24 protein-coding genes are annotated in these 21,597 nt (G+C 58.0%); 10 read left to right on the top strand and 14 right to left on the bottom strand.

The window, feature by feature from the left end:
- The first annotated feature begins 142 nt into the window (after window positions 1-142).
- The 5 genes from rimO to tsaA all read left to right on the top strand — a co-directional run bounded on the left by rimO (window position 143) and on the right by tsaA (window position 4,093).
- The gene (gene rimO, locus D3Z90_RS20705; RefSeq protein ID WP_136477784.1) at window positions 143-1,486 is read left to right on the top strand and encodes a 30S ribosomal protein S12 methylthiotransferase RimO; all 1,344 of its coding nucleotides are present in this window, start codon (window positions 143-145) and stop codon (window positions 1,484-1,486) included.
- An 84-nt stretch (window positions 1,487-1,570) separates the two neighbouring features.
- Window positions 1,571-2,041: a GNAT family N-acetyltransferase gene (locus tag D3Z90_RS20710; RefSeq protein WP_136477785.1), complete on the top strand. Its 471-nt coding sequence runs from the start codon at window positions 1,571-1,573 to the stop codon at window positions 2,039-2,041.
- A gap of 129 nt (window positions 2,042-2,170) precedes the next feature.
- Window positions 2,171-2,881: an rRNA pseudouridine synthase gene (locus tag D3Z90_RS20715; protein WP_136477786.1), complete on the top strand. Its 711-nt coding sequence runs from the start codon at window positions 2,171-2,173 to the stop codon at window positions 2,879-2,881.
- A 47-nt stretch (window positions 2,882-2,928) separates the two neighbouring features.
- On the top strand, window positions 2,929-3,390 hold the full coding sequence (locus D3Z90_RS20720; protein ID WP_136477787.1) for a DUF1456 family protein: 462 nt from the start codon (window positions 2,929-2,931) through the stop codon (window positions 3,388-3,390).
- A gap of 7 nt (window positions 3,391-3,397) precedes the next feature.
- A complete protein-coding gene (gene tsaA, locus D3Z90_RS20725; protein WP_136477788.1) occupies window positions 3,398-4,093 on the top strand; it encodes a tRNA (N6-threonylcarbamoyladenosine(37)-N6)-methyltransferase TrmO in 696 nt (231 codons plus the stop codon).
- 118 nt (window positions 4,094-4,211) lie between these two features.
- On the opposite strand, the gene fpr is transcribed toward tsaA, so the two are convergent.
- Window positions 4,212-4,991: a ferredoxin-NADP reductase gene (gene fpr / locus D3Z90_RS20730; RefSeq protein ID WP_007908723.1), complete on the bottom strand. Its 780-nt coding sequence runs from the start codon at window positions 4,989-4,991 to the stop codon at window positions 4,212-4,214.
- A 119-nt stretch (window positions 4,992-5,110) separates the two neighbouring features.
- Here fpr and D3Z90_RS20735 point away from each other — a divergent pair, with 119 nt between their 5' ends.
- Window positions 5,111-6,037, top strand: a complete 927-nt coding sequence (locus D3Z90_RS20735; RefSeq protein ID WP_168198491.1) for a LysR family transcriptional regulator — start codon at window positions 5,111-5,113, stop codon at window positions 6,035-6,037.
- On the opposite strand, the gene D3Z90_RS20740 is transcribed toward D3Z90_RS20735, so the two are convergent.
- The 3 genes from D3Z90_RS20740 to D3Z90_RS20750 all read right to left on the bottom strand — a co-directional run bounded on the left by D3Z90_RS20740 (window position 6,034) and on the right by D3Z90_RS20750 (window position 8,103).
- Window positions 6,034-6,399, bottom strand: a complete 366-nt coding sequence (locus D3Z90_RS20740) for a diacylglycerol kinase (protein WP_136477789.1) — start codon at window positions 6,397-6,399, stop codon at window positions 6,034-6,036. The genes D3Z90_RS20735 and D3Z90_RS20740 overlap by 4 nt on opposite strands.
- 77 nt (window positions 6,400-6,476) lie before the next feature.
- Complete coding sequence (gene erdR, locus D3Z90_RS20745) at window positions 6,477-7,127, bottom strand: response regulator transcription factor ErdR (RefSeq protein WP_136477790.1); 651 nt, start codon at window positions 7,125-7,127, stop codon at window positions 6,477-6,479.
- Window positions 7,128-7,392: 265 nt separating this feature from the next.
- The gene (locus D3Z90_RS20750) at window positions 7,393-8,103 is read right to left on the bottom strand and encodes a tRNA-uridine aminocarboxypropyltransferase (protein ID WP_136477791.1); all 711 of its coding nucleotides are present in this window, start codon (window positions 8,101-8,103) and stop codon (window positions 7,393-7,395) included.
- 237 nt (window positions 8,104-8,340) lie between these two features.
- On the opposite strand from D3Z90_RS20750, the gene D3Z90_RS20755 reads away from it, so the two are divergent.
- Window positions 8,341-8,757, top strand: a complete 417-nt coding sequence (locus D3Z90_RS20755; protein WP_136477792.1) for a quorum-sensing-regulated virulence factor family protein — start codon at window positions 8,341-8,343, stop codon at window positions 8,755-8,757.
- Window positions 8,758-8,767: 10 nt separating this feature from the next.
- Here the strand turns inward: D3Z90_RS20755 and D3Z90_RS20760 are convergent, their stop codons facing one another.
- Window positions 8,768-8,971: a hypothetical protein gene (locus tag D3Z90_RS20760; RefSeq protein WP_136477793.1), complete on the bottom strand. Its 204-nt coding sequence runs from the start codon at window positions 8,969-8,971 to the stop codon at window positions 8,768-8,770.
- A gap of 390 nt (window positions 8,972-9,361) precedes the next feature.
- Between D3Z90_RS20760 and D3Z90_RS20765 the strand changes: the two genes are divergently transcribed.
- On the top strand, window positions 9,362-10,480 hold the full coding sequence (locus tag D3Z90_RS20765) for an LOG family protein (protein WP_136477794.1): 1,119 nt from the start codon (window positions 9,362-9,364) through the stop codon (window positions 10,478-10,480).
- 12 nt (window positions 10,481-10,492) lie between these two features.
- Here D3Z90_RS20765 and recX read toward each other — a convergent pair whose 3' ends face one another.
- From recX to D3Z90_RS20780, 3 genes are all read right to left on the bottom strand, one after another.
- Window positions 10,493-10,960, bottom strand: coding sequence for a recombination regulator RecX (recX, locus tag D3Z90_RS20770; protein WP_136477795.1), 468 nt, complete (start codon window positions 10,958-10,960; stop codon window positions 10,493-10,495).
- A 9-nt stretch (window positions 10,961-10,969) separates the two neighbouring features.
- Window positions 10,970-12,034, bottom strand: a complete 1,065-nt coding sequence (recA, locus tag D3Z90_RS20775; protein ID WP_136477796.1) for a recombinase RecA — start codon at window positions 12,032-12,034, stop codon at window positions 10,970-10,972.
- A gap of 103 nt (window positions 12,035-12,137) precedes the next feature.
- Window positions 12,138-12,620, bottom strand: a complete 483-nt coding sequence (locus tag D3Z90_RS20780) for a CinA family protein (RefSeq protein WP_136477797.1) — start codon at window positions 12,618-12,620, stop codon at window positions 12,138-12,140.
- A gap of 207 nt (window positions 12,621-12,827) precedes the next feature.
- Here D3Z90_RS20780 and mutS point away from each other — a divergent pair, with 207 nt between their 5' ends.
- Together mutS and fdxA are read left to right on the top strand one after the other, a co-directional pair.
- On the top strand, window positions 12,828-15,395 hold the full coding sequence (mutS, locus tag D3Z90_RS20785) for a DNA mismatch repair protein MutS (RefSeq protein ID WP_136477798.1): 2,568 nt from the start codon (window positions 12,828-12,830) through the stop codon (window positions 15,393-15,395).
- 140 nt (window positions 15,396-15,535) lie between these two features.
- Complete coding sequence (gene fdxA, locus D3Z90_RS20790; RefSeq protein ID WP_136477799.1) at window positions 15,536-15,859, top strand: ferredoxin FdxA; 324 nt, start codon at window positions 15,536-15,538, stop codon at window positions 15,857-15,859.
- A 563-nt stretch (window positions 15,860-16,422) separates the two neighbouring features.
- On the opposite strand, the gene rpoS is transcribed toward fdxA, so the two are convergent.
- From rpoS to ispF, 6 genes are all read right to left on the bottom strand, one after another.
- Window positions 16,423-17,430: an RNA polymerase sigma factor RpoS gene (gene rpoS, locus D3Z90_RS20795; RefSeq protein WP_136477800.1), complete on the bottom strand. Its 1,008-nt coding sequence runs from the start codon at window positions 17,428-17,430 to the stop codon at window positions 16,423-16,425.
- A 107-nt stretch (window positions 17,431-17,537) separates the two neighbouring features.
- On the bottom strand, window positions 17,538-18,413 hold the full coding sequence (locus D3Z90_RS20800) for a peptidoglycan DD-metalloendopeptidase family protein (protein ID WP_136479014.1): 876 nt from the start codon (window positions 18,411-18,413) through the stop codon (window positions 17,538-17,540).
- A 178-nt stretch (window positions 18,414-18,591) separates the two neighbouring features.
- Window positions 18,592-19,269 carry a protein-L-isoaspartate(D-aspartate) O-methyltransferase gene (locus D3Z90_RS20805; protein ID WP_136477801.1) on the bottom strand — a complete coding sequence of 226 codons (678 nt, stop codon included), beginning with the start codon at window positions 19,267-19,269 and terminating at the stop codon, window positions 18,592-18,594.
- Window positions 19,269-20,018, bottom strand: a complete 750-nt coding sequence (gene surE, locus D3Z90_RS20810) for a 5'/3'-nucleotidase SurE (RefSeq protein WP_136477802.1) — start codon at window positions 20,016-20,018, stop codon at window positions 19,269-19,271. Before surE ends, D3Z90_RS20805 begins: the two co-directional genes overlap by 1 nt.
- On the bottom strand, window positions 20,018-21,064 hold the full coding sequence (gene truD, locus D3Z90_RS20815; protein ID WP_136477803.1) for a tRNA pseudouridine(13) synthase TruD: 1,047 nt from the start codon (window positions 21,062-21,064) through the stop codon (window positions 20,018-20,020). The genes surE and truD overlap by 1 nt, the downstream gene beginning before the upstream one ends.
- A complete protein-coding gene (ispF, locus tag D3Z90_RS20820; protein WP_136477804.1) occupies window positions 21,061-21,534 on the bottom strand; it encodes a 2-C-methyl-D-erythritol 2,4-cyclodiphosphate synthase in 474 nt (157 codons plus the stop codon). The genes truD and ispF overlap by 4 nt, the downstream gene beginning before the upstream one ends.
- Between the last annotated feature and the right edge of the window lie 63 nt (window positions 21,535-21,597).

The following is a 21,597-nucleotide window of genomic DNA, read 5'->3' on the forward strand; positions in this document are numbered from 1 at the left end:
AGCTTAGCGTTCGTCGCTTTTCTGCTGGTCAAGTGACTTTGCGCCCGCTAGAATTGCGCACTTTTTGATCAGAGGCGCTGCCAGCGCCCATCCAGGACAGCGCGCTTGTGGCACGACTGTCCCCATTACACCGAGGTTAGTCATGTCCACCACTCCTACGCCAACCACGCCTAAGGTCGGCTTCGTATCTCTGGGTTGCCCCAAGGCCCTGGTCGATTCCGAGCGCATCCTGACCCAACTGCGCATGGAAGGCTATGAAGTCGTGCCGACCTACCAGGACGCCGATGTAGTGGTGGTCAACACCTGCGGCTTCATCGACAGCGCCAAGGCCGAATCCCTTGAAGTGATCGGCGAAGCCATCAAGGAAAACGGCAAGGTCATCGTCACCGGTTGCATGGGTGTCGAGGAAGGCAGCATCCGCGATGTGCATCCAAGCGTGTTGGCTGTAACCGGTCCACAACAGTACGAGCAGGTGGTTACCGCCGTGCACGAAGTGGTGCCGCCGCGTCAGGATCACAACCCGTTGATCGACCTGGTACCGCCACAAGGCGTCAAACTGACACCCCGTCATTACGCCTACCTGAAAATTTCCGAAGGCTGCAACCACAGTTGCAGCTTCTGCATCATCCCGTCGATGCGTGGCAAGCTGGTCAGCCGCCCGGTTGGTGAAGTGCTGAGCGAAGCCGAACGCCTGGTCAAAGCCGGGGTCAAGGAGATCCTGGTAATTTCCCAGGACACTAGCGCCTATGGTGTCGACGTCAAGTACAAGACCGACTTCTGGAACGGTCGGCCGGTCAAGACGCGCATGCTTGAGCTGTGCGAGGCACTGAGCAGCCTGGGCGCCTGGGTACGCCTGCATTACGTTTACCCCTACCCGAATGTCGACGACATCATTCCGTTGATGGCGGCTGGCAAGATCCTGCCGTACCTGGATATCCCGTTCCAGCACGCCAGCCCGAAAGTGCTCAAGTCGATGAAGCGTCCGGCTTTTGAAGACCGTACCTTGGCACGCATCAAAAGCTGGCGCGAACAGTGCCCGCAGTTGATCATCCGCTCGACCTTCATCGTCGGCTTTCCAGGTGAAACCGAAGAAGACTTCCAGTACCTGCTCGACTGGTTGACCGAAGCCCAGCTCGACCGCGTAGGCTGCTTCCAGTACTCGCCGGTTGAAGGCGCCCCGGCAAACGACCTGGGCCTGGATATCGTTCCTGATGAGGTCAAGCAAGAGCGCTGGGATCGTTTCATGGCCCATCAGCAGGCAATCAGTACTGCCCGTCTGCAACTGCGCATCGGCCGTGAAATCGACGTTCTGATCGATGAAGTCGAGGAGGAAGGCTCGGTAGGCCGCAGCTACTTCGACGCACCGGAAATCGACGGTAACGTATTCATCGACGGCAACCACGGCTTCAAGCCAGGCGACACCGTACGCTGCCGCGTCACTGACGCCGATGAGTACGACATGTGGGCCGAACCCCTGCAGGCCTGACCTGCTGAAAAATAGCCCTGCCGACCCTGGCGGGGCTTTTTTTTGCAACTATCGTTGTTTCTGTTGTCCATGGAGAACGGATCGATGTACAGGCCTAGCAACGTGCAGACCCCAAGTTTGAGCGACTACTCGGAGCTGGTGCGTGTGTGGGAGGCATCGGTACGTGCAACCCATGATTTCCTGCCGGACAGCTATATATGCCTGCTGCGCGAGCTGTTGCTCGATCAATACCTGGATGCGGTGATGCTCATCTGCTGCAAGGATGCCAAGCAGCGGATCATCGGGTTTGCCGGTGTTGCCGCCGGGCGGGTGGAGATGCTCTTCATAGATCCAGACAGTCGCGGCCAAGGTGTAGGCAAACGTCTGCTGCAATACGCGATCCACGAACTCAATGCCTACCAGCTTGATGTAAACGAACAGAACCCGCAGGCGCTAGGCTTTTACCTGCGCCAGGGTTTCGAGGTCATCGGGCGCTCAGAGACCGACGGCATGGGCCAACCCTATCCCTTGCTGCACCTTAGACTCATCCAGGCAAAAGAGGCGCAACTGGGCTGACAGCCAGCCTCGTAGCCTTCTGAAACAAGCGAAATCGCAGATTAATAGCCCGATGGGCGAATGTTGCCGGACCAGGGCACGCCCAGGCGGTTACAATAGGCACCTTCCCCTATGCCTACGGCTGTCGTCATGTCTGAACCCATTCGCCTTTCCAAACGCCTTATCGAACTGGTCGGTTGCTCCCGACGGGAGGCTGAACTCTATATCGAAGGCGGCTGGGTAACGGTCGATGGCGTTGTGGTCGATGAACCGCAGTTCAAGGTGTCCGAGCATAAAGTCGAACTACTGACTGGCGCCCGTGCCGAAGCGCTGGAGCCGGTCACCCTGCTGCTCCATCAACCTGCCGACCAGGAGGTCGACAGCGCTTGCAGCAGCATCAATGCCGCCAGCTTGTCTGAAGAGCACAGTCAGGGCCGTCGCCCACTCAAGGGCCATTTCGCTCGTTTGAACTGCGTGGCGCCGCTGCAACAAGGTGCCAGCGGCCTGCAAGTGTTCACCCAGGACTGGCGGATCACCCGCAAGCTCGACTCTGACCTGGGCAAGCTGGAACAGGAATATGTCGTTGAAGTGACTGGCGAGATGATAGCTCACGGTCTGGAACGGCTGAACCGTGGGTTCACCTGGAAAGGCAAGGAACTGCCGAAGATCAAGGCCAGCTGGCAGAACGAGACTCGCCTGCGCATGGTGCTGAAGAACCCGCAGCCCGGCTTGATTGCCCTGTTGTGCAGCAGTGTCGGAGTCACCCCGGTAAGCATGCGGCGGATTCGCCTTGGCGGCGTTTCCATGAGCAAGCTGCCACTGGGTCAATGGCGCTATCTGGCCGCCACCGAAAAATTCTAGCAACACCGCGCAACCAATCAGGTTGCGCCCCGAACAGGATTGTCACCATGATTCACAACGATGTACTGCGCAGCCTGCGCTATATGCTCGACGTCAACGACGCCAAACTCACTGACATCACCAAGCTCGGCGGCCTGGAAGTTGCCACCGGCGATGTCGTCTCGTACCTCAAGAAAGAAGACGAAGAAGGCTTCGTACGCTGCCCTGACGAGGTCATCGCGCACTTTCTTGATGGCCTGGTGATCTTCAAGCGCGGCAAGGACGAAAGTCGTCCTGCGCAGCCAGTCGAACTGCCAGTGACCAACAACATCATCATGAAAAAGCTGCGGGTGGCGTTCGAGCTGAAGGAAGACGACCTGCATGCAATTCTCAAGGCCGCCGACTTCCCGGTATCCAAGCCAGAGCTCAGCGCCTTGTTCCGCAAGGTTGGACACAACAACTACCGTCCCTGTGGCGACCAGTTGCTGCGCAACTTCCTCAAGGGCCTGACCCTGCGAGTGCGTGGCTGAGCCATCTATGAGCTACAGCGTCGCACCGATCGGTTTCGTCCGCTCCTGCTTCAAGGAAAAGTTCGCCATTCCGCGCCAGCCGCACCTGGCACCGGCGGCACGCGGCGTCCTGGAATTAGTCCCCCCCTTCAACAGTGGCGATGCGGTAGCCGGACTGGAGCAGGTCAGCCATGTCTGGCTGTTGTTCCTGTTTCATCAGGCACTTGAAGACAAGCCACGACTCAAGGTGCGCCCGCCGCGCCTGGGCGGCAACACCTCAATGGGCGTGTTTGCCACCCGGGCGACACATCGACCCAATGGCATCGGCCAGTCGGTAGTGCGCCTGGAGAAGGTGGAAGCCGGACGTCTGACGCTGTCAGGCATCGACCTGCTCGACGGCACCCCGGTGCTCGACATCAAGCCCTACGTACCCTATGCCGATGCGGTCAGCGGTGCGACCAACCAGATGGCCAGTGCGCCCCCCGCATCGATCGCGGTCGCCTGGAGCGAGACCGCCCTGCCCCAGGCCCACGAGCACGCCTTGCGCCTTGCCGAGCCGTTGGTGGAACTGATTGAACAATGCCTGGCCCAAGACCCGCGCCCGGCCTACCAGATGCCACCACCCGAACGCGTCTACGGAGTGAAATTCTGGGACGTGCAGGTGCGCTGGCACTATCCGCAGGCGGACGAGATTCGCGTGCTGGAAGTAGTTCTGGATCGATGAAAATATCAGCGTAGACGCAGGCTTGCCCTGCGGGACGATGACAATCGCGAGGCGAGCCCGCCTCTGCAGACATGAAAAAACCGGCTCTATTGGCCGGTTTTTTTGGTTCTAGCGCTGCTTATTTCTCGACGAATGCACGCTCGATCAGATAGTCACCCGGCTCACGCATACGCGCCGAGATCTTCAAACCGAAGCTGTCGAGCACTTCACTGGTTTCATCCAGCATGCTTGGGCTACCGCAGATCATCGCACGGTCATCCTGAGGATTGATTGGCGGCAAACCAATATCACTGAACAGTTTGCCACTGCGCATCAAGTCAGTCAGGCGACCCTGGTTCTCGAACGGCTCGCGCGTAACGGTTGGGTAGTAGATGAGTTTGTCACGCAGTGCTTCGCCGAAGAATTCGTTCTGAGGCAAGTGCTCAGTGATGAACTCGCGGTAAGCCACTTCGTTAACGTAACGAACACCGTGAACGAGGATCACTTTTTCAAAGCGCTCGTAGGTCTCCGGATCCTGGATGACACTCATGAACGGCGCCAGGCCAGTACCGGTGCTCAGCAGGTACAGGTGCTTGCCCGGGTTCAGGTCGTCCAGCACCAGGGTACCAGTAGGCTTCTTGCTGATGATGATCTCATCGCCTTCCTTCAGGTGTTGCAACTGCGAGGTCAGCGGGCCGTCTTGCACCTTGATGCTGAAGAACTCCAGATGCTCTTCCCAGTTCGGGCTGGCGATCGAGTAGGCGCGCATGAGCGGGCGGCCGTTGGGCTGTTGCAGGCCGATCATCACGAACTGACCGTTCTCGAAGCGCAAACCCGGATCGCGGGTGCACTTGAAGCTGAACAGGGTGTCGTTCCAGTGATGAACACTGAGGACACGTTCGTGGTTCATGTTGCTCATGTACGGGCTCCTGAAATAAAACGCAGCGCTAACCTAGAGCGCGATTGCGCGATAGTTTAGTGCGAGCGACAATATCTGTTAACTGAATTATCAAGATATGTCTTATCGGTTATATAGATATGCGATTTACGCTTCGTCAGCTCCAAGTGTTCGTCGCCGTAGCCCAGTACCAAAGCGTCTCGCGAGCCGCAGGAATTCTGGCGTTATCGCAGTCGGCCGCCAGTACTTCGATCACCGAGCTTGAGCGCCAGTCCAGCTGCAAGCTATTTGACCGCGCCGGTAAACGGTTGAGCCTCAATGCTCTCGGCCAGCAACTGTTGCCACAGGCTGTGGCACTGCTCGATCAGGCCAAAGAAATAGAAGACTTGTTCAACGGCAAGTCTGGCTTCGGCTCCCTGGCAGTCGGCGCTACCTTGACCATCGGTAACTACCTGGCCACCTTGCTGATCGGCAGCTTCATGCAGGTTCACCCGGAAAGCCAGGTAAAGCTGCACGTACAAAACACTGCGCATATTGTGCAACAAGTTGCCCATTATGAAATTGATCTGGGTCTAATCGAGGGCGACTGCAACCATCCCGATATAGAAGTTCAGCCTTGGGTGGAGGACGAACTGGTGGTGTTTTGCGCGCCGCAGCATCCGCTGGCGAGCCGCGGCCAGGCTAGCCTGGAACAGTTGACCCACGAAGCCTGGATCTTGCGTGAACAGGGCTCCGGTACCCGCCTGACCTTCGATCAGGGCATGCGTCACCATCGCTCCAGCCTGAACATCCGCCTGGAACTTGAACATACCGAAGCCATCAAGCGTGCGGTGGAATCGGGACTGGGTATCGGCTGCATTTCGCGTCTGGCGTTACGCGACGCTTTTCGTCGCGGTAGCCTCGTAGCGGTGGAAACCCCAGAACTGGACTTGGCTCGGCAGTTCTACTTCATCTGGCACAAGCAGAAGTATCAAACCTCTGCCATGCGAGAGTTTCTTGAGCTATGCCGCAGCTTTACCGCCGGTGTGCAGCGCAGTGACGAAATCGTCTTGCCCAACATTGCCTAGAGCAGGATGACCGCCCAGATCAGTCCCACCATCGACATGGCCACGAGCTGAGCGGCGCTGCCCATATCCTTGGCGTTTTTCGACAGGGGGTGGCGGTCCAGGGAGATCCGATCGATTGCCGCCTCGATAGCGGAGTTCAGCAATTCAACGATCAGGCCTAACAGGCACACGGCGATAAGAATCGCCCGTTCGGCGCGACTGACGTCCAGCCAGAACGCTATCGGAACCAATATTACATTGAGCAGCACCAACTGGCGGAAAGCCGCCTCGCCGGTAAAGGCTGCGCGCAGACCGTCGAACGAATAGCCGGCAGCGTTGAAAATACGTTTGAGGCCGGTCTGACCCTTGAAAGGCGATGACATAGAAGGTCACTTCATCCACTGAAAAAATGCGCGCAGCCTAATGCAAGTTGAGTCAAAAAAGCGTGAAGATCGGGACGTCAGCTCGACGAAACCGATTCAAGCTGTTGCAGCAGCAACGCAGCCTGGGTTCGGGTACGTACACCGAGTTTACGGAAGATCGCCGTTACGTGAGCCTTGATGGTTGCTTCCGACACACTCAGTTCATAGGCGATCTGCTTGTTCAGCAAACCTTCGCAGACCATGGTCAGCACCCTGAACTGCTGTGGTGTAAGGCTGGCCAGCCCCTCACTGGCAGCTTTGGCCTCCGGCGACACATCGACTTTTTCAAACGCTTGTGGCGGCCACCAAATGTCACCATCGAGGACCTTCTTCACCGCTTCCTGAATGACTTCCAGCGAACTTGATTTAGGAATGAAGCCACTGGCGCCGAATTCACGCGACTTCACCACCACTGCGGCTTCTTCCTGAGCCGAAACCATCACCACGGGAATCTGTGGATATTGTCCACGCAGCAAAACCAGGCCTGAGAAACCGTAGGCTCCCGGCATGTTGAGATCGAGCAGCACCAAGTCCCAGTCGGACTTTTCAGCGAGACGGGTTTCAAGCTCGGCAATACTTGCCACTTCTACCAGGCGAACATCGGGCCCAAGGCCCAAGGTTACGGCTTGACGCAGGGCACTGCGAAACAGCGGGTGGTCATCGGCAATCAGGATTTCGTACGTGGCCATCGATCTAATGATCCTGTTCTGTGCAGGCGCAGGGAGGAAGAATAGGCGCCTGGCGGGCAACTCAAGGTATTGGCGGCACTGCCGCGCACCCAAAAGGCACTTCAAGGCCAGGAATTGCAGTGTTTCAAGCCTTGTCTATGCCCGAATCGGCGCCAAGAATGCCGAGCCAGAACCGGGTGGTCAAGCTGATTGCCCGGTCAGGGCAGGCAGGCAATGGTCGCCAGCCCGTCCATTATGACGCAATGTGCAGTGCCTGCCCCTTGTACTATAGGAAGGTATGCAAACGCTGGTGTACTGCGTCCTGCTCGTCAATCGGCCTTTGGTGCTTGGCACTGAGGTAGTGCGTACTGAATACATCCAGATAAGCATCCAGCGCCTCGGAGGCGCGTTGGTCACCCGCCAGGTCAAGGCACAAGGCCGCAACTTCTGCGGTACAGAGATGGTCGTCACGCTTGGAGCGACGCAGACGATAACGCGAGAGCTGCTCCGGCTGCAGGCTCAGTACTGGGAAGCGATCGAGGTAAGGGCTTTTGCGAAACATTTTGCGGGCTTCGGTCCAGGTTGCATCCAACAGAATGAACAGCGGCCGTTTACCCGGCTCGCGGACCACCTCGTTGACCACCCTTTGCGGCACGACAAACTCCCCCGGAAAGACGATGTAAGGCTGCCAATGCGGTTGATCCAGCAATGCCAACAGGGCCTCATCAACCGAAGTACGTTGCCAGCCAAATGCCGAGGTATCAGCGATCAGGTCAGCAATCAGCCAGCCGGTATTGCTCGGTTTCAATGGCTCGGTGTCGTGCATCAGCAGACACATGGCTGAGTCGGACGGCAACTGCGGCCGCCAGGCACATAGGCAGTGACTGAAAATGACGCGACACTGCGGGCAGCGTGGCGCCCGCGATCCACGAGCAACGAAAGGTTTTACACTGCGCGCCAGGCGTTCGGCGCGCAGGCGCGATACGGCGTGGCTCATGGCAGCAGACTATGTAGGCAATTAAGGGATGGCACTGCGCGGACTCGGCAAGACAGGAAAACCCGTGCAGTTTATCAGAGCTTCCCTATTGGCTGACGGTATTTGCCGTGCAGCTTAAGCGGCGACTCCTTATAATCCCCACCCTGCCGCTACCCACTGGCACCACGACTTCGCACTTGAGGGAACGCCGTGCGCAGTTGCCGGTCAAATCGCCAGTTACCGAATCAGGAGAAATTCATGCTGCGTTTCATCGCCCCGACTCTGAGCCTACTGTTCGCCCTGCCCCTGGCTGCCAATGCCGCCTCCAAGCAGGAATACGAACTGAGCAAGATGCTGCAGAAAGTTGCCACCCAAAGCAGCGTGGGCACACCGCGGGCGATCAACGAAGACATCCTCGACCAAGGTTATACCGTCGAAGGCAAGCAATTGATCAACCACCTGAGCGTGCGCGCCAGCCATGCCGAAAAAATGCAGGCTGATCCGAACACGGTGCGCAGCCAACTGGGCGACAGCGTTTGCAAGAACACCGGCTTCCGCCAGTTGCTGGCCAAAGGCGCGGTGCTGACCTATCGCTTCACCGAGTACAAAACCAATCGCCTGGTCGGTGAACAGGCCTTTGATGCTGCAAGCTGCGGCCTGAAAGTAACCAAGTAGCCTCAAACCCCTAGACCACCTCTTCTTCACTGTCGCGCCGTTGCTTTTCGTCGGCGCGCAGTTCAGCCACCAGGGCCTGGACGTAACGTGAGTGTCGCTCTCCTCCCCCAAGACGACGCAGACACTCTTCTTCAAGGCTCAGATTGTTGTCCTGAGCCGAACGCTCGAGTTGCTCAAACAATTGCGCATCGAGCTCCAGATTCAGCCGTTGCATGTGACAGCCTCCCTGCACCGCGACAACTATTCAGATTTCCAGTTAACCATTCCCTTGCCTCTGCAGATCCTCGACTGACGAGCGGTGCGCAGTGCTACTGCACAACTCGACAGCGAACCTTTCTGCATAAAACCCTGCCAGGGTCTAAATTGATAGCAAGCGCCCGCCCGTTCAGGGGCTAGCACCGGGGGATGCCTGCCCAGGCCTTGCATCAGCATTGCCGAGCGACAACAACAAAGAGCCCATCATTACTGCAATGAGACCTTGCAGGTCTACTGCAATGCTCGAGATGCACACTCGAGCCACAGCAGCCAGCGACACATGCAGTGTCGCGGCCGGAAGCCCTACAATGGGGCCGGTCAGAGGTTTTGCTGCAGAAGGAGACGCTGAATGCCGTACCATCCGAATGAGCTGCTTTACAGTCATTTCAAAAGCAATGGAATCGATCTGAGCAAGCTGGAAGAACAACTGAACCTGGTTGCACCGAATAGCCCCAACCTGCCGCTGTACCGCGACATGATGCTGACCGTCCTGCGTATGGCCCAGGACGACAGTAACCGCTGGAATGCCAAGATCACCCTGCAAGCGCTACGCGAGCTGGACCACGCCTTCCGCACCCTTGAACAGTACAAGGGCAAGCGCAAGGTCACCGTGTTCGGCTCCGCCCGTACTCCCATCGAACACCCCATGTATGCACTGGCCAGGGAACTGGGCGCAGCCCTTGCCCGTTCGAACCTGATGGTCATTACCGGTGCTGGCGGCGGCATCATGGCCGCTGCCCACGAAGGCGCAGGGGTCGATAATAGCCTGGGCTTCAACATCACGCTGCCGTTCGAACAGCACGCCAATGCCACCGTGGACGGCACTGACAAACTGCTGCCATTCCATTTCTTTTTTATCCGCAAGCTGTTCTTCGTCAAGGAGGCCGATGCCCTGGTACTTTGCCCAGGTGGCTTTGGCACATTGGACGAAGCGCTGGAAGTGCTCACCCTGATCCAGACCGGCAAGAGCCCGTTGGTGCCTGTGGTGCTTCTGGACTCGCCAGGCGGCAACTTCTGGCAGGATGCCCTGAACTTCATCAGCCGGCAGTTGGAAGAAAACCGCTACATCCTACCTAGCGACCTGAAGCTGCTGCGCCTGGTACAGAGTGCCGAGGAAGCTGTAGAGGAAATCAATCAGTTCTACAGCAACTACCATTCCAGTCGCTGGCTGAAAAACCAGTTTGTGATTCGCATGCACCATCCTCTTAACGAGGGTGCGCTGTTCGATCTGCAAGAAGGCTTTGCCGACCTGCGCCTGAGCGGCCAGTACCACCAGCACGCCTACGCGGGAGAACACCACGATGAAGCCAGGTTCAGTCACTTGACACGGCTTTCCTTCGCCTTCAATGGCCGTGACCAGGGACGCCTGCGCGAACTGGTGGACTTTATCAACCTGTCGGAAAACTGGGCCAAACCCGAACCCATGCACACGACGCAACGGGCCCGCGAAGCGCTCAAAGTTACTTAGGCGCGTGCACGTCTAGTCGTCCAGACCTCGGCCGCTCAACAAGCGGCCGACCATCTCCATGGAAAAACCACGGTAGACCAGAAAGCGGGTTTGCTGTGCACGGCTACGCGGGTCGCTGGGTAACTGACCGGAAAATTTTCGCTGCCAGGTATCTTGTAACAGCCCCGCCCAGTCCACTCCGCTCTCGCGCAGGGCCTGGTCGATGTCGCCACGTTGCAGGCCGCGCTGGCTGAGTTCTTCGCGAATGCGTGCAGGACCGTAACCAGATCGCGAGCGATAGCTGATAAAGCTTTCCAGGTAGCGGGCTTCGCTGAGCAGGCCCTCTTCCGTCAAACGGTCGAGCTCCTGATCAATCAATTCGGGGGGAGCGCCGCGCTGACGCAACTTGCGCGTCAGCTCGACTCGACCATGCTCGCGACGCGCGAGCAGGTCCATGGCTGTCCGCCTTACGGCGACGGGGGTGTCGAGTACAACGGACATGGAGACAAATCAACCAACTTCAGTTTCAGCTTCGTCTTCAGGCTCGGCGTTAACCGCAGCAGCTTTGCCTGCAGCCTCAACAGCACCTGGGTTCAGCAGCTTGTCGCGAATCTGCTTCTCGAGGGTGGCTGCGATTTCCGGATTGTCCTGGAGGAACTTGGCCGAGTTGGCCTTGCCCTGACCAATCTTGCTGCCCTGATAGCTATACCAGGCGCCGGCTTTTTCCAGGAAACCATGCAGTACGCCAAGGTCGATGATCTCGCCGTTGCGGTAGATACCCTTGCCGTAGAGAATCTGGAATTCAGCCTGACGGAAAGGAGGTGCCACCTTGTTCTTGACGATCTTGACGCGGGTTTCGCTACCGACGACTTCGTCACCTTCCTTCACCGCGCCAGTACGACGGATGTCCAGACGGACCGAAGCGTAGAACTTCAGCGCGTTACCACCGGTGGTGGTTTCCGGGCTGCCGAACATCACGCCGATTTTCATACGAATCTGGTTGATGAAGATAACCAGGCAGTTGGCGTTCTTGATGTTACCGGTGATTTTACGCAGCGCCTGGGACATCAAGCGAGCTTGCAGGCCCACATGCATGTCACCCATTTCGCCTTCAATTTCAGCTTTGGGTACCAGCGCAGCTACGGAGTCGACAATGATCACGTCGACAGCGTTGGAGCGCACCAGCATGTCGGTGATTTCCAGGGCTTGTTCGCCAGTGTCTGGCTGCGAGACCAACAGGTCGTCAACATTGACACCCAGCTTGCCTGCGTACTCAGGGTCGAGCGCGTGTTCGGCGTCGACGAACGCACAGGTAGCCCCCATTTTTTGGGCCTGGGCGATAACCGACAGGGTCAGCGTGGTTTTACCCGACGACTCAGGACCGTAGATTTCGACGATACGACCTTTTGGCAGACCGCCAATGCCCAGGGCAATATCCAGGCCCAGGGAGCCGGTGGAAATGGCCGGAATAGCTTGGCGCTCGTGGTCGCCCATGCGCATGACCGCGCCTTTACCGAATTGACGCTCGATTTGCCCCAGGGCCGCAGCCAAGGCGCGCTTCTTGTTGTCGTCCATTGAAGTCCTCACGTAATCGATAGGGCCTGACGGCCTGAACACCTGTATAAGTAGCCAGTATTATTCCACAGGGTTTTCTTCCCGCCTACCCCCGAAGTGCGATTTACTCTGCACCAAGCTGTAACAAGCCCTCTAGCGCGGCGATTACCGTTTGTCGGCGTACCTCGTCGCGGTCGCCATCGAAGTGCCGGCGCTCACTGCTCACGCGCTCGCCATCGGCCCAGGCCAGCCACACGGTACCTACCGGCTTTGCCGGCGAACCACCGTCTGGCCCGGCCACACCACTGACCGCCACGGCAAAGCGTGCGCCACTGGCGGCCCGGGCGCCACGGACCATGGCTTCGACCACTTCTTGGCTAACGGCGCCAACTTGAGCAAAAAGAATTTCAGGCACTGACAACTGTCGAGTCTTCTGGCGGTTGGAATACGTTACATAGCCGGCTTCGAACCAGGCGGAACTGCCCGGGATCCGCGTAATCGCTTCGGCGATGCCACCCCCGGTACAGGATTCGGCGGTGGTCACCTGGGCATTGAAACGCCGCAAGTGCTCACCCAAACGGGCAGAAAGCGCAGTGATCGTATCCATGACAAGCTCCTTGAAAGACTGCTGCCTACCCTACACCAGCCCTGTGCGGCATACATCTTCAGAGCAGCACCAGGCGCGCAGGAGAGGCACGAAAATGCATGGACAAATGGTCGCGGCGCGCAGGATGGCTCGGCATCCGCGGCAAAATCCCTGTAACATTGTCCGCTTGCCTTAGGTCTAAACGACACTGCGAGCCATGTTTCTGTAATGAGTGATCTTTCCGCGCACACCCCGATGATGCAGCAGTACTGGAAGCTGAAAAATCAGCACCCAGACCAACTGATGTTCTACCGCATGGGCGACTTCTACGAAATCTTCTATGAAGATGCGAAGAAGGCCGCAAAACTCCTGGACATAACCCTGACTGCTCGCGGGCAATCGGCGGGCCAGTCGATTCCCATGTGTGGTATCCCCTTCCACGCGGCCGAGGGGTATTTGGCCAAGCTGGTGAAGTTGGGCGAGTCGGTGGTGATCTGCGAGCAGGTTGGCGATCCGGCCACCAGCAAAGGGCCGGTAGAACGGCAGGTTGTGCGAATCATCACGCCAGGTACGGTCAGTGACGAAGCGCTGCTCGATGAGCGTCGCGACAACCTGATTGCTGCGGTGCTGGGGGACGAGCGCCTGTTCGGCCTGGCAGTGCTGGATATCACCAGTGGCAACTTCACCGTGGTCGAAATCAAGGGTTGGGAAAACCTCCTGGCCGAGCTTGAACGTATCAATCCGGTCGAGCTGCTGATTCCCGATGACTGGCCGCAAGGCCTGCCGGCGGAAAAGCGTCGTGGCGCGCGTCGCCGTGCGCCTTGGGATTTTGATCGCGACTCGGCACGCAAGAGCCTGTGCCAGCAGTTCGCAACCCAGGACCTCAAAGGCTTTGGCTGCGAGAAGCTTACCCTGGCCATCGGCGCCGCCGGCTGCTTGTTGGGCTACGCCAAGGAAACCCAGCGTACCGCCCTGCCGCATCTGCGCAGTCTCAAGCATGAACGCCTGGACGACACCGTGGTGCTCGACGGCGCCAGCCGCCGCAACCTCGAGCTGGATGTAAACCTGGCCGGTGGCCGCGACAACACCTTGCAGTCGGTCATCGACCGCTGTCAGACCGCCATGGGCAGCCGCCTTCTGACGCGCTGGCTAAACCGGCCGCTTCGCGACCTGAAAGTGCTGCAAGCGCGCCAGGGCTCGATTCGCTGCTTGCTCGATAGCTACCGCTTCGAGAAGCTGCAGCCCCAGCTCAAGGAAATCGGCGACCTAGAGCGGATTCTCGCCCGAATTGGTTTGCGTAACGCCCGTCCCCGCGACCTGGCGCGACTGCGCGATGCCCTCGGCGCCCTGCCGGAACTGCAAAATGCCATGGCAGAGCTTGAAGCCCCTCACCTGGCACGCCTGGCGGTCATTGCGGGGACTTACCCGGAATTGGCTGACCTGCTGGAAAAAGCCATCATCGACAACCCACCTGCTGTCATTCGTGACGGCGGAGTGCTGAAAACCGGTTACGACAGCGAGCTGGACGAACTGCTGTCGATGAGCGAGAACGCCGGCCAGTTCCTCATCGATCTGGAAGCCCGGGAAAAAGCGCGCACCGGCCTTGCCAACCTGAAAGTCGGCTACAACCGTGTGCACGGCTACTTCATCGAATTGCCGAGCAAACAAGCCGAACAGGCACCCGCCGACTATATCCGTCGCCAGACACTCAAGGGCGCAGAGCGCTTTATCACCCCTGAGTTGAAAGTCTTCGAAGACAAGGCACTGTCGGCCAAGAGCCGCGCCCTTGCACGCGAGAAGATGCTCTACGACGCCCTGCTCGAAACCCTGATCGACCATCTGGCGCCGCTGCAAGACACGTCTGCGGCCTTGGCCGAACTGGATGTGTTGAGCAATCTTGCCGAACGCGCGCTGAATCTCGACTTGAATTGCCCGAACTTTGTTGATGAACCATGCATGCGCATCAACCAGGGTCGCCATCCAGTCGTCGAACAGGTACTGACCACACCTTTCGTGGCCAACGACCTGAACCTGGATGACAACACCCGCATGCTGGTGATCACCGGCCCGAACATGGGTGGTAAATCCACTTACATGCGTCAGACCGCCTTGATCGTGCTGATGGCGCATATCGGCAGCTTTGTACCCGCCGCCAGTTGCGAGCTGTCACTGGTAGATCGGATTTTCACCCGTATCGGCTCCAGCGATGACCTGGCCGGCGGGCGTTCGACCTTCATGGTCGAGATGAGTGAAACCGCCAACATCCTGCATAACGCTACCGACCGCAGCTTGGTGCTGATGGACGAAGTGGGTCGTGGGACGAGCACCTTCGACGGCCTGTCGCTGGCTTGGGCAGCGGCCGAGCGCCTGGCCCAGCTACGTGCCTATACGTTGTTTGCCACGCACTACTTCGAACTTACGGTGTTGCCGGAAAACCAGCCACTGGTTGCCAACGTCCACCTGAATGCAACCGAGCACAACGAACGTATTGTCTTTCTTCACCATGTGCTGCCGGGGCCTGCCAGTCAGAGCTACGGTCTGGCCGTGGCCCAGCTGGCCGGCGTTCCAACGCCGGTAATCCAGCGTGCACGCGAACACCTGGGCAGGCTGGAAACCGCCAGTTTGCCCCATGAAATGCCCGTTGTGCCCAAAGGTGCGCCTGATGTTCCGCACCAGAGCGACTTGTTTGCCAGCCTGCCTCACCCGGCCATTGAGAAGCTCGGGAAGCTCGACCTGGACAACATGACGCCGCGTCAAGCTATCGAAATGCTCTATACACTAAAGACTCTGTTATAACGCGAGCCCGCACAAGCTGATAGAATCCCGCGCGGTTTGACGGTGCTGCAGGTTACTAGCCTGGCCTGCAGCCAGATGATCAAACCGAGCGACCCTGTCTGGAAGGGTATCGCTGCCGTCGCCTGAGGAGAGAATTAGAAATGACCTTCGTCGTCACCGACAACTGCATCAAGTGCAAGTACACCGACTGCGTAGAAGTCTGTCCGGTGGACTGCTTTTACGAAGGCCCGAACTTCCTGGTCATTCACCCGGATGAGTGCATCGACTGTGCACTTTGTGAGCCTGAATGCCCTGCCCAAGCCATTTTCTCGGAAGACGAAGTGCCAAGCGGCATGGAGAACTTTATCGAGATCAATGCCGAGCTGGCAGAAATCTGGCCAAACATCACCGAGCGTAAGGATCCCCTGCCAGACGCTGAAGAGTGGGATGGCAAGCCAGGCAAGATCGCAGACCTGGAGCGCTAAGCGCTCCGGATCAAAAAAAGGCCCTTCAAGGGCCTTTTTTCATGTTTATCGCGGGCAAAAAAAGGGGCGGTTTGACCCGCCCACATTTTTTCCGTAGTCCCTTTATTCCCTGTCATCGTCCTGATGAATCGCGTCCTGCGATGTCCTTGGCCGTCATCCTTGAAAGCCTGTGTCAGTCCGTAGACACAGTTCAGATACTAGCGTGCGCAATATTTACAGCAACTGGTTAAAGCTCTCAAAAAGCTGCAGAAACATTGCTGAAATAAAAAAGAATAATTTTATTTTTCAATAACTTACAAAAACGATCACGAAATAATCGGCATAAATTTACTTGAATTCTTACTGATGGCTTACACCGCACGTAAGCAAACGCCTACACGGAAACGCACTCAGACACCCTTGGAAGGCATCATCCGTCGAGTCCAAATGTTTCACTGGTATTGAAAGGAAACATTTACCCTTAGACGCTTTACGCTGCGGCACAAGCATTAGCAACAACCAGGGCAACGCTACAAACAAAAACGCCTCGATCATGTCGAGGCGTTCTTTGCTGCAAGCAATGCTTACTGGAACAGCGACTCACTGGACAAGCCATTCTTCTCAAGGATCTCACGCAGGCGCTTGAGCCCCTCTACCTGGATCTGGCGAACCCGTTCACGGGTCAAGCCTATCTCCAGTCCAACATCCTCCAGGGTACTGCTTTCATGCCCCCGCAGGCCAAAACGACGAATCACCACTTCCCGCTGCTTGTCGGTCAGTTCACTCAACCATTGATCGATGCTCTGGGACAGGTCGTCATCCTGGAGCAACTCACAAGGGTCAGTGGGGCGGTCATCGGTCAGGGTATCAAGCAAGGTCTTGTCAGAGTCTGGCCCCAGGGACACATCCACTGACGATACCCGCTCGTTGAGCCCGAGCATGCGTTTAACTTCACCAACTGGTTTTTCCAGGAGGCTGGCGATCTCTTCCGGGGACGGTTCGTGATCGAGCTTCTGGGTCAGTTCGCGAGCAGCGCGCAGGTAAACGTTAAGCTCCTTGACCACATGAATGGGCAAGCGAATCGTACGGGTCTGGTTCATGATTGCCCGTTCGATAGTTTGCCGAATCCACCAGGTAGCATAGGTAGAGAAACGGAAACCACGTTCAGGGTCGAATTTCTCGACTGCACGAATCAACCCCAGGTTGCCTTCCTCGATCAGGTCCAGCAACGACAGCCCACGATTGACATAGCGTCGGGCGATTTTCACCACCAGACGCAGGTTGCTCTCAATCATGCGCTTGCGCCCGGCCGGATCGCCACTTTGCGACAGGCGCGCAAAATGAACCTCTTCCTCGGGTGAGAGTAAAGGCGAAAAGCCGATTTCATTGAGGTACAACTGGGTTGCATCAAGCGCGCGCGTATAGTCGATATACTTGTGCTGCTTGAGTGAGGAGCCTTGTTTAGCCTTGGTCCGAACCGTAGATACAGCAGGTTCGTCTGACACCGCATCCGTTTCCAAAACAATGCCGGTCTCCATCAGGAGAACTTCATCGTCGATGTCAAACTCCGGCACTTCTTTACTGAGAGCCATTGTTATAGTCCTTTGCTGAGTTCGAACTCAGACTCAAGCGACGCCGATATCCTTGGCAGCGCTGGAGCCTGTCCCCTCTACGCGAGGAACAGGCCGGGTTCTAGCAATCAACGACGCGGCAGGAACTGCAGCGGATCAACAGGTTTGCCCTGGCGGCGAATCTCAAAATGCAGCTTCACCCGGTCTGTGCCCGTGGAACCCATTTCGGCAATTGTCTGCCCTACTTTGACCTGCTGACCCTCCCGAACCAAAAGCCTGCGGTTGTGACCGTAGGCACTGACGTAGGTATCGCTGTGTTTGATGATTACCAACTCGCCGTAGCCCCGCAAGCCACTCCCGGCGTAGACAACTGAACCATCAGACGCAGCAAAAACAGGCTGTCCCAAATCACCGGCGATATCAATGCCTTTATTCAAACTACCGTTTGAAGCAAATTTTCCAATCAACACACCGCTAGCCGGCCAGGCCCAGCCGCCCACTACACGCTCCGTTGCAGGCACCTGCACCGGGGCCGCCGTAGTGGCGCTCACCACTGGCGCTGGAGTGGTTGGCGCCGTTGTCGGCGGCTTCGCAGGCGTACCTGCCGGGCGGGTGGTGACGGTGGTTTTGCTTGAAGAAGAGGAGGAGGAAGTAACGACCTTGGTTGCACCTGCAACAGCGCCCCCCGTACGGTTATCAAATCGAATAGCCTGTCCGGGGCGGATGGTATAGGGCGGCGCAATACCGTTACGCGCAGCCAGGTCCTTGTAATCCCAACCGTAACGAAAGGCGATAGAGAACAAGGTATCGCCGGGGCGCACCACATACTGACCACTAGTAGTGGCTGGGCGCTTGGCTACCGCCGGTGCATTGCGGTCTACCACTCGGGCACTGTTGGAGGAGGTGCTGGAGCAGCCGGACAATAGTGAACCCACGGCAAGTGCAATCACCAGAAGCTTGAAGCTCGAAAATCCCCTGCGCTGCTGAATGATTGTGTGACCCACCCGCCGCTCCCTCTCTTGGTGAACGCTGTGAAAATGCAATAGTGTTTCAATTATAACCGAGCACATGCACCTTGCGGACACCGGGTCTTCGCAAATGTGAACCCTGACAGATTAGGGGCAGCCAGGCAGATAGACAGAGCAATACCGGAGTAATTCGCCCGCTACGAAAAAAAGCTGATCAGGCCAACGGCCCGGTCAGCAGGGGGACGAAGCGCACGGCGCCCAATACTCGTCGCGAAAAACCATGCTCTTCGCGCACGATCAGCATCAACTGCTGGGTTTCACCCGTTGGCCCTACGGGGATGACCATGCGTCCACCAGGTGCCAACTGGTCAAGCAAGGCTTGCGGAACTTCCGGAGCAACGGCGGTAACGATGATGCCGTTGTACGGTGCGAGCGCCGGCCAGCCTTCACAACCATCCCCCCAGCGGAACACCACATTGCGCAAGTTCAGCTCGGTCAGTCGCTCCTTGGCGCGATCCTGAAGCACTTTGATGCGTTCAACCGAAAAAACCCGTTCGACCAACTGGGCGAGGATTGCAGTCTGATAGCCAGAACCGGTGCCGATCTCCAGCACCTTGTCCAGAGGACCTGCTTCGAGCAACAGTTCACTCATGTGCGCAACCATGAACGGCTGGGAGATCGTCTGATTGTTGCCGATTGGCAGCGCAGTGTCTTCATAGGCGCGATGAGCCAGGGCCTCGTCGACAAACAAGTGACGTGGCGTACGCCGTAATACGTCGAGCACCTTGGGGTTGGACACCCCTTCTTCCATCAGGCGCTTGATCAGACGTTCACGAGTTCGCTCAGAGGTAAAACCGATACCATGGCGCATCAGATCCTCCTGTTCGCGCATCAGAGCAGCCCCTCCAGCCAACCATCCAGACGCTCGAATGCATCGTTGAAAGTGCGGTCTAGCTGCAATGGTGTGATCGAGACGAAACCCTGCATCACCGCATGAAAATCGGTGCCCGGGCCGCCATCTTCAGCGTCACCCGCCACCGCGATCCAGTAACCTTCCTTGCCCCTTGGGTTGACCACCTTGGTAGGTGCCGCAGCGCGGGCACGGTGCCCCAGGCGCGTCAACTGGATGCCACGGATATGCTCCAGCGGCAGGTTGGGAATGTTTACATTGAGCACTGTTCGCGGCGGCAATTCCAGGCTCTTGTGCGCCTCAACCAACTTACGGGCAAAATAGGCAGCAGTCGGCAGATTGTCTGGAAGGCGCGACAGCAGCGAGAACGCGAAAGACGTCCCGCCCAGGAAACGCCCCTCCAGCGCTGCCGCGACAGTCCCGGAATACAATACGTCATCACCCAGGTTGGCGCCTAGGTTGATCCCCGACACCACCATGTCCGGCGTTTGCTCGAGCAAGCCGTTGAGCCCCAGGTGCACACAGTCGGTAGGCGTGCCATTGAGACTGATATAGCCGTTGGGCAAAGTCTGCGGGCACAGTGGACGGTCGAGCGTCAGCGAGCTGCTGGCGCCGCTTTTGTCTTGGTCGGGAGCTATGACCACACATTCGGCATAATCGGCCAGCGCAGCGTGCAGCGCGGCGAGCCCCGGTGCGGTAACCCCGTCGTCGTTCGAAATCAGAATATGCATTAGCTGTCCGTCTGCCCTACCGACACCAGCTCAACAAGCTCGCGCACCACTACGGTGGCAAAGCATCCGGCCGGCAGGACGAATTCCAGTTGCAGAACATCAGGCTCGGGATAATGCCACGTCAGACCGCCAATGGGCAGTCGCAGGATACGACGTTCTTGAGCCATGCCCGCCCGCGCCAGCCATTGGCACAGCGAAGCGTGCTGTTCGCCGAGACGTTGTTCCAGTTCGCCAGGGGCGCCACTGGTAGCTGGCAGCCCCTCGCCCCACATCGGACCGGTGGGATGCACGTCAAGAATTGCCAGACGCGGATCGGAACACTCCGCCTCGCCCGCCGGGAAAAAACTGCGACTGTCAGTAAAGGCCAGAAGATCACCGATCTGAGCGTGCTGCCAACTTCCGTCGGCCACCCGTTGCGCCAACACCTGATTGAACAGGTAGCTGCGCGCGCTGGAAAGCAGTCGCGAACGCACGTTGCGCTGTTCTGGCAAAGCCTGGCGCCCAGCCCAGTCACGGGCGTCATGAATGTTGCCGCCTTCGTGACCAAAACGCTGGATACCGAAATAGTTGGGGACGCCCTGACTGCGCAATTGCTCCAGGCGTGCATCCAGGGCTGGGTGATCGGCGTTCAGACCCGTCAGGCGCAAGGTGAAGCCGTTGGCTGAATGCGCGCCACGCTGCAGCTTGCGTGAGTGCCGGGTGCGTTTGAGGATGCCCAGGGTCTCGTTTTCGGCCGCGCCAAGATCCGGGTCGGCCTTGCCTGGCAGGTGCAGACTGAACCATTGACGGGTCAGTGCCTGGCGATCCTTCAGACCGGCGTAGCTGATATTGCGCAGCGGTACACCGGCGGCCCGGGCCAAACGGCGCGCGGCCTCCTCAGTGTTTAGATTGCGCTTCTCGACCCACAACCACAGGTGTTCACCGTTACCGGACAGCGGGATGTCCAGCACCTCATCGACCTGAAAGTCTTCCGCGGTGGCTTTGAGAATAGCGTTGCCGAGTACCGGGCCCGACGCGCGCGGGCCTAACAGTTGCAGTTCATTCATGCGGGCAGCAACAAGGCGACAGCGTGTACGGCAATGCCCTCCTCGCGACCGGTGAAGCCAAGCTTCTCGGTAGTGGTGGCCTTGACGTTGACCTGATCGAGCTCGACCTGCAGGTCCAGAGCAATCAGTTCACGCATGGTGTCGATGTGCGGCGCCATTTTGGGTGCCTGGGCGACAATAGTGGCGTCGACATTGCCAACCTTCCAGCCTTTGGCCTGAACGATATTGAGCACATGGCGCAGCAATACACGACTGTCGGCGCCTTTGAACTGAGGGTCGGTATCGGGAAAGTGCTTACCGATGTCACCCAGCGCCGCAGCCCCAAGCAAGGCATCGCTCAGGGCGTGCAACACCACGTCGCCATCGGAATGGGCCAGCAGCCCGAACTTGTGCGCAATGCGCACCCCACCCAAGGTGATGAAATCGCCTTCCGCGAAGCGGTGCACATCGTAGCCGTGGCCAATACGCATAAAAAAACGCCCTGATTGAGTCAGGGCGTGATTCTACCTGCTTTGCCGGGCATTAGGCTGATT

The organism is Pseudomonas sp. DG56-2 (assembly GCF_004803755.1).
Lineage (GTDB): Bacteria > Pseudomonadota > Gammaproteobacteria > Pseudomonadales > Pseudomonadaceae > Aquipseudomonas > Aquipseudomonas auratipiscis.

Excerpts from the sequence above, each read along its gene's own strand:
- rimO (WP_136477784.1), top strand. The coding sequence starts at position 143 with ATGTCCACCACTCCTACGCCAACCACGCCTAAGGTCGGCTTCGTATCT.
- D3Z90_RS20710 (WP_136477785.1), top strand. The coding sequence starts at position 1,571 with ATGTACAGGCCTAGCAACGTGCAGACCCCAAGTTTGAGCGACTACTCG.
- D3Z90_RS20715 (WP_136477786.1), top strand. The coding sequence starts at position 2,171 with ATGTCTGAACCCATTCGCCTTTCCAAACGCCTTATCGAACTGGTCGGT.
- D3Z90_RS20720 (WP_136477787.1), top strand. The coding sequence starts at position 2,929 with ATGATTCACAACGATGTACTGCGCAGCCTGCGCTATATGCTCGACGTC.
- tsaA (WP_136477788.1), top strand. The coding sequence starts at position 3,398 with ATGAGCTACAGCGTCGCACCGATCGGTTTCGTCCGCTCCTGCTTCAAG.
- fpr (WP_007908723.1), bottom strand. The coding sequence starts at position 4,991 with ATGAGCAACATGAACCACGAACGTGTCCTCAGTGTTCATCACTGGAAC.
- D3Z90_RS20735 (WP_168198491.1), top strand. The coding sequence starts at position 5,111 with ATGCGATTTACGCTTCGTCAGCTCCAAGTGTTCGTCGCCGTAGCCCAG.
- D3Z90_RS20740 (WP_136477789.1), bottom strand. The coding sequence starts at position 6,399 with ATGTCATCGCCTTTCAAGGGTCAGACCGGCCTCAAACGTATTTTCAAC.
- erdR (WP_136477790.1), bottom strand. The coding sequence starts at position 7,127 with ATGGCCACGTACGAAATCCTGATTGCCGATGACCACCCGCTGTTTCGC.
- D3Z90_RS20750 (WP_136477791.1), bottom strand. The coding sequence starts at position 8,103 with ATGAGCCACGCCGTATCGCGCCTGCGCGCCGAACGCCTGGCGCGCAGT.
- D3Z90_RS20755 (WP_136477792.1), top strand. The coding sequence starts at position 8,341 with ATGCTGCGTTTCATCGCCCCGACTCTGAGCCTACTGTTCGCCCTGCCC.
- D3Z90_RS20760 (WP_136477793.1), bottom strand. The coding sequence starts at position 8,971 with ATGCAACGGCTGAATCTGGAGCTCGATGCGCAATTGTTTGAGCAACTC.
- D3Z90_RS20765 (WP_136477794.1), top strand. The coding sequence starts at position 9,362 with ATGCCGTACCATCCGAATGAGCTGCTTTACAGTCATTTCAAAAGCAAT.
- recX (WP_136477795.1), bottom strand. The coding sequence starts at position 10,960 with ATGTCCGTTGTACTCGACACCCCCGTCGCCGTAAGGCGGACAGCCATG.
- recA (WP_136477796.1), bottom strand. The coding sequence starts at position 12,034 with ATGGACGACAACAAGAAGCGCGCCTTGGCTGCGGCCCTGGGGCAAATC.
- D3Z90_RS20780 (WP_136477797.1), bottom strand. The coding sequence starts at position 12,620 with ATGGATACGATCACTGCGCTTTCTGCCCGTTTGGGTGAGCACTTGCGG.
- mutS (WP_136477798.1), top strand. The coding sequence starts at position 12,828 with ATGAGTGATCTTTCCGCGCACACCCCGATGATGCAGCAGTACTGGAAG.
- fdxA (WP_136477799.1), top strand. The coding sequence starts at position 15,536 with ATGACCTTCGTCGTCACCGACAACTGCATCAAGTGCAAGTACACCGAC.
- rpoS (WP_136477800.1), bottom strand. The coding sequence starts at position 17,430 with ATGGCTCTCAGTAAAGAAGTGCCGGAGTTTGACATCGACGATGAAGTT.
- D3Z90_RS20805 (WP_136477801.1), bottom strand. The coding sequence starts at position 19,269 with ATGCGCGAACAGGAGGATCTGATGCGCCATGGTATCGGTTTTACCTCT.
- surE (WP_136477802.1), bottom strand. The coding sequence starts at position 20,018 with ATGCATATTCTGATTTCGAACGACGACGGGGTTACCGCACCGGGGCTC.
- truD (WP_136477803.1), bottom strand. The coding sequence starts at position 21,064 with ATGAATGAACTGCAACTGTTAGGCCCGCGCGCGTCGGGCCCGGTACTC.
- ispF (WP_136477804.1), bottom strand. The coding sequence starts at position 21,534 with ATGCGTATTGGCCACGGCTACGATGTGCACCGCTTCGCGGAAGGCGAT.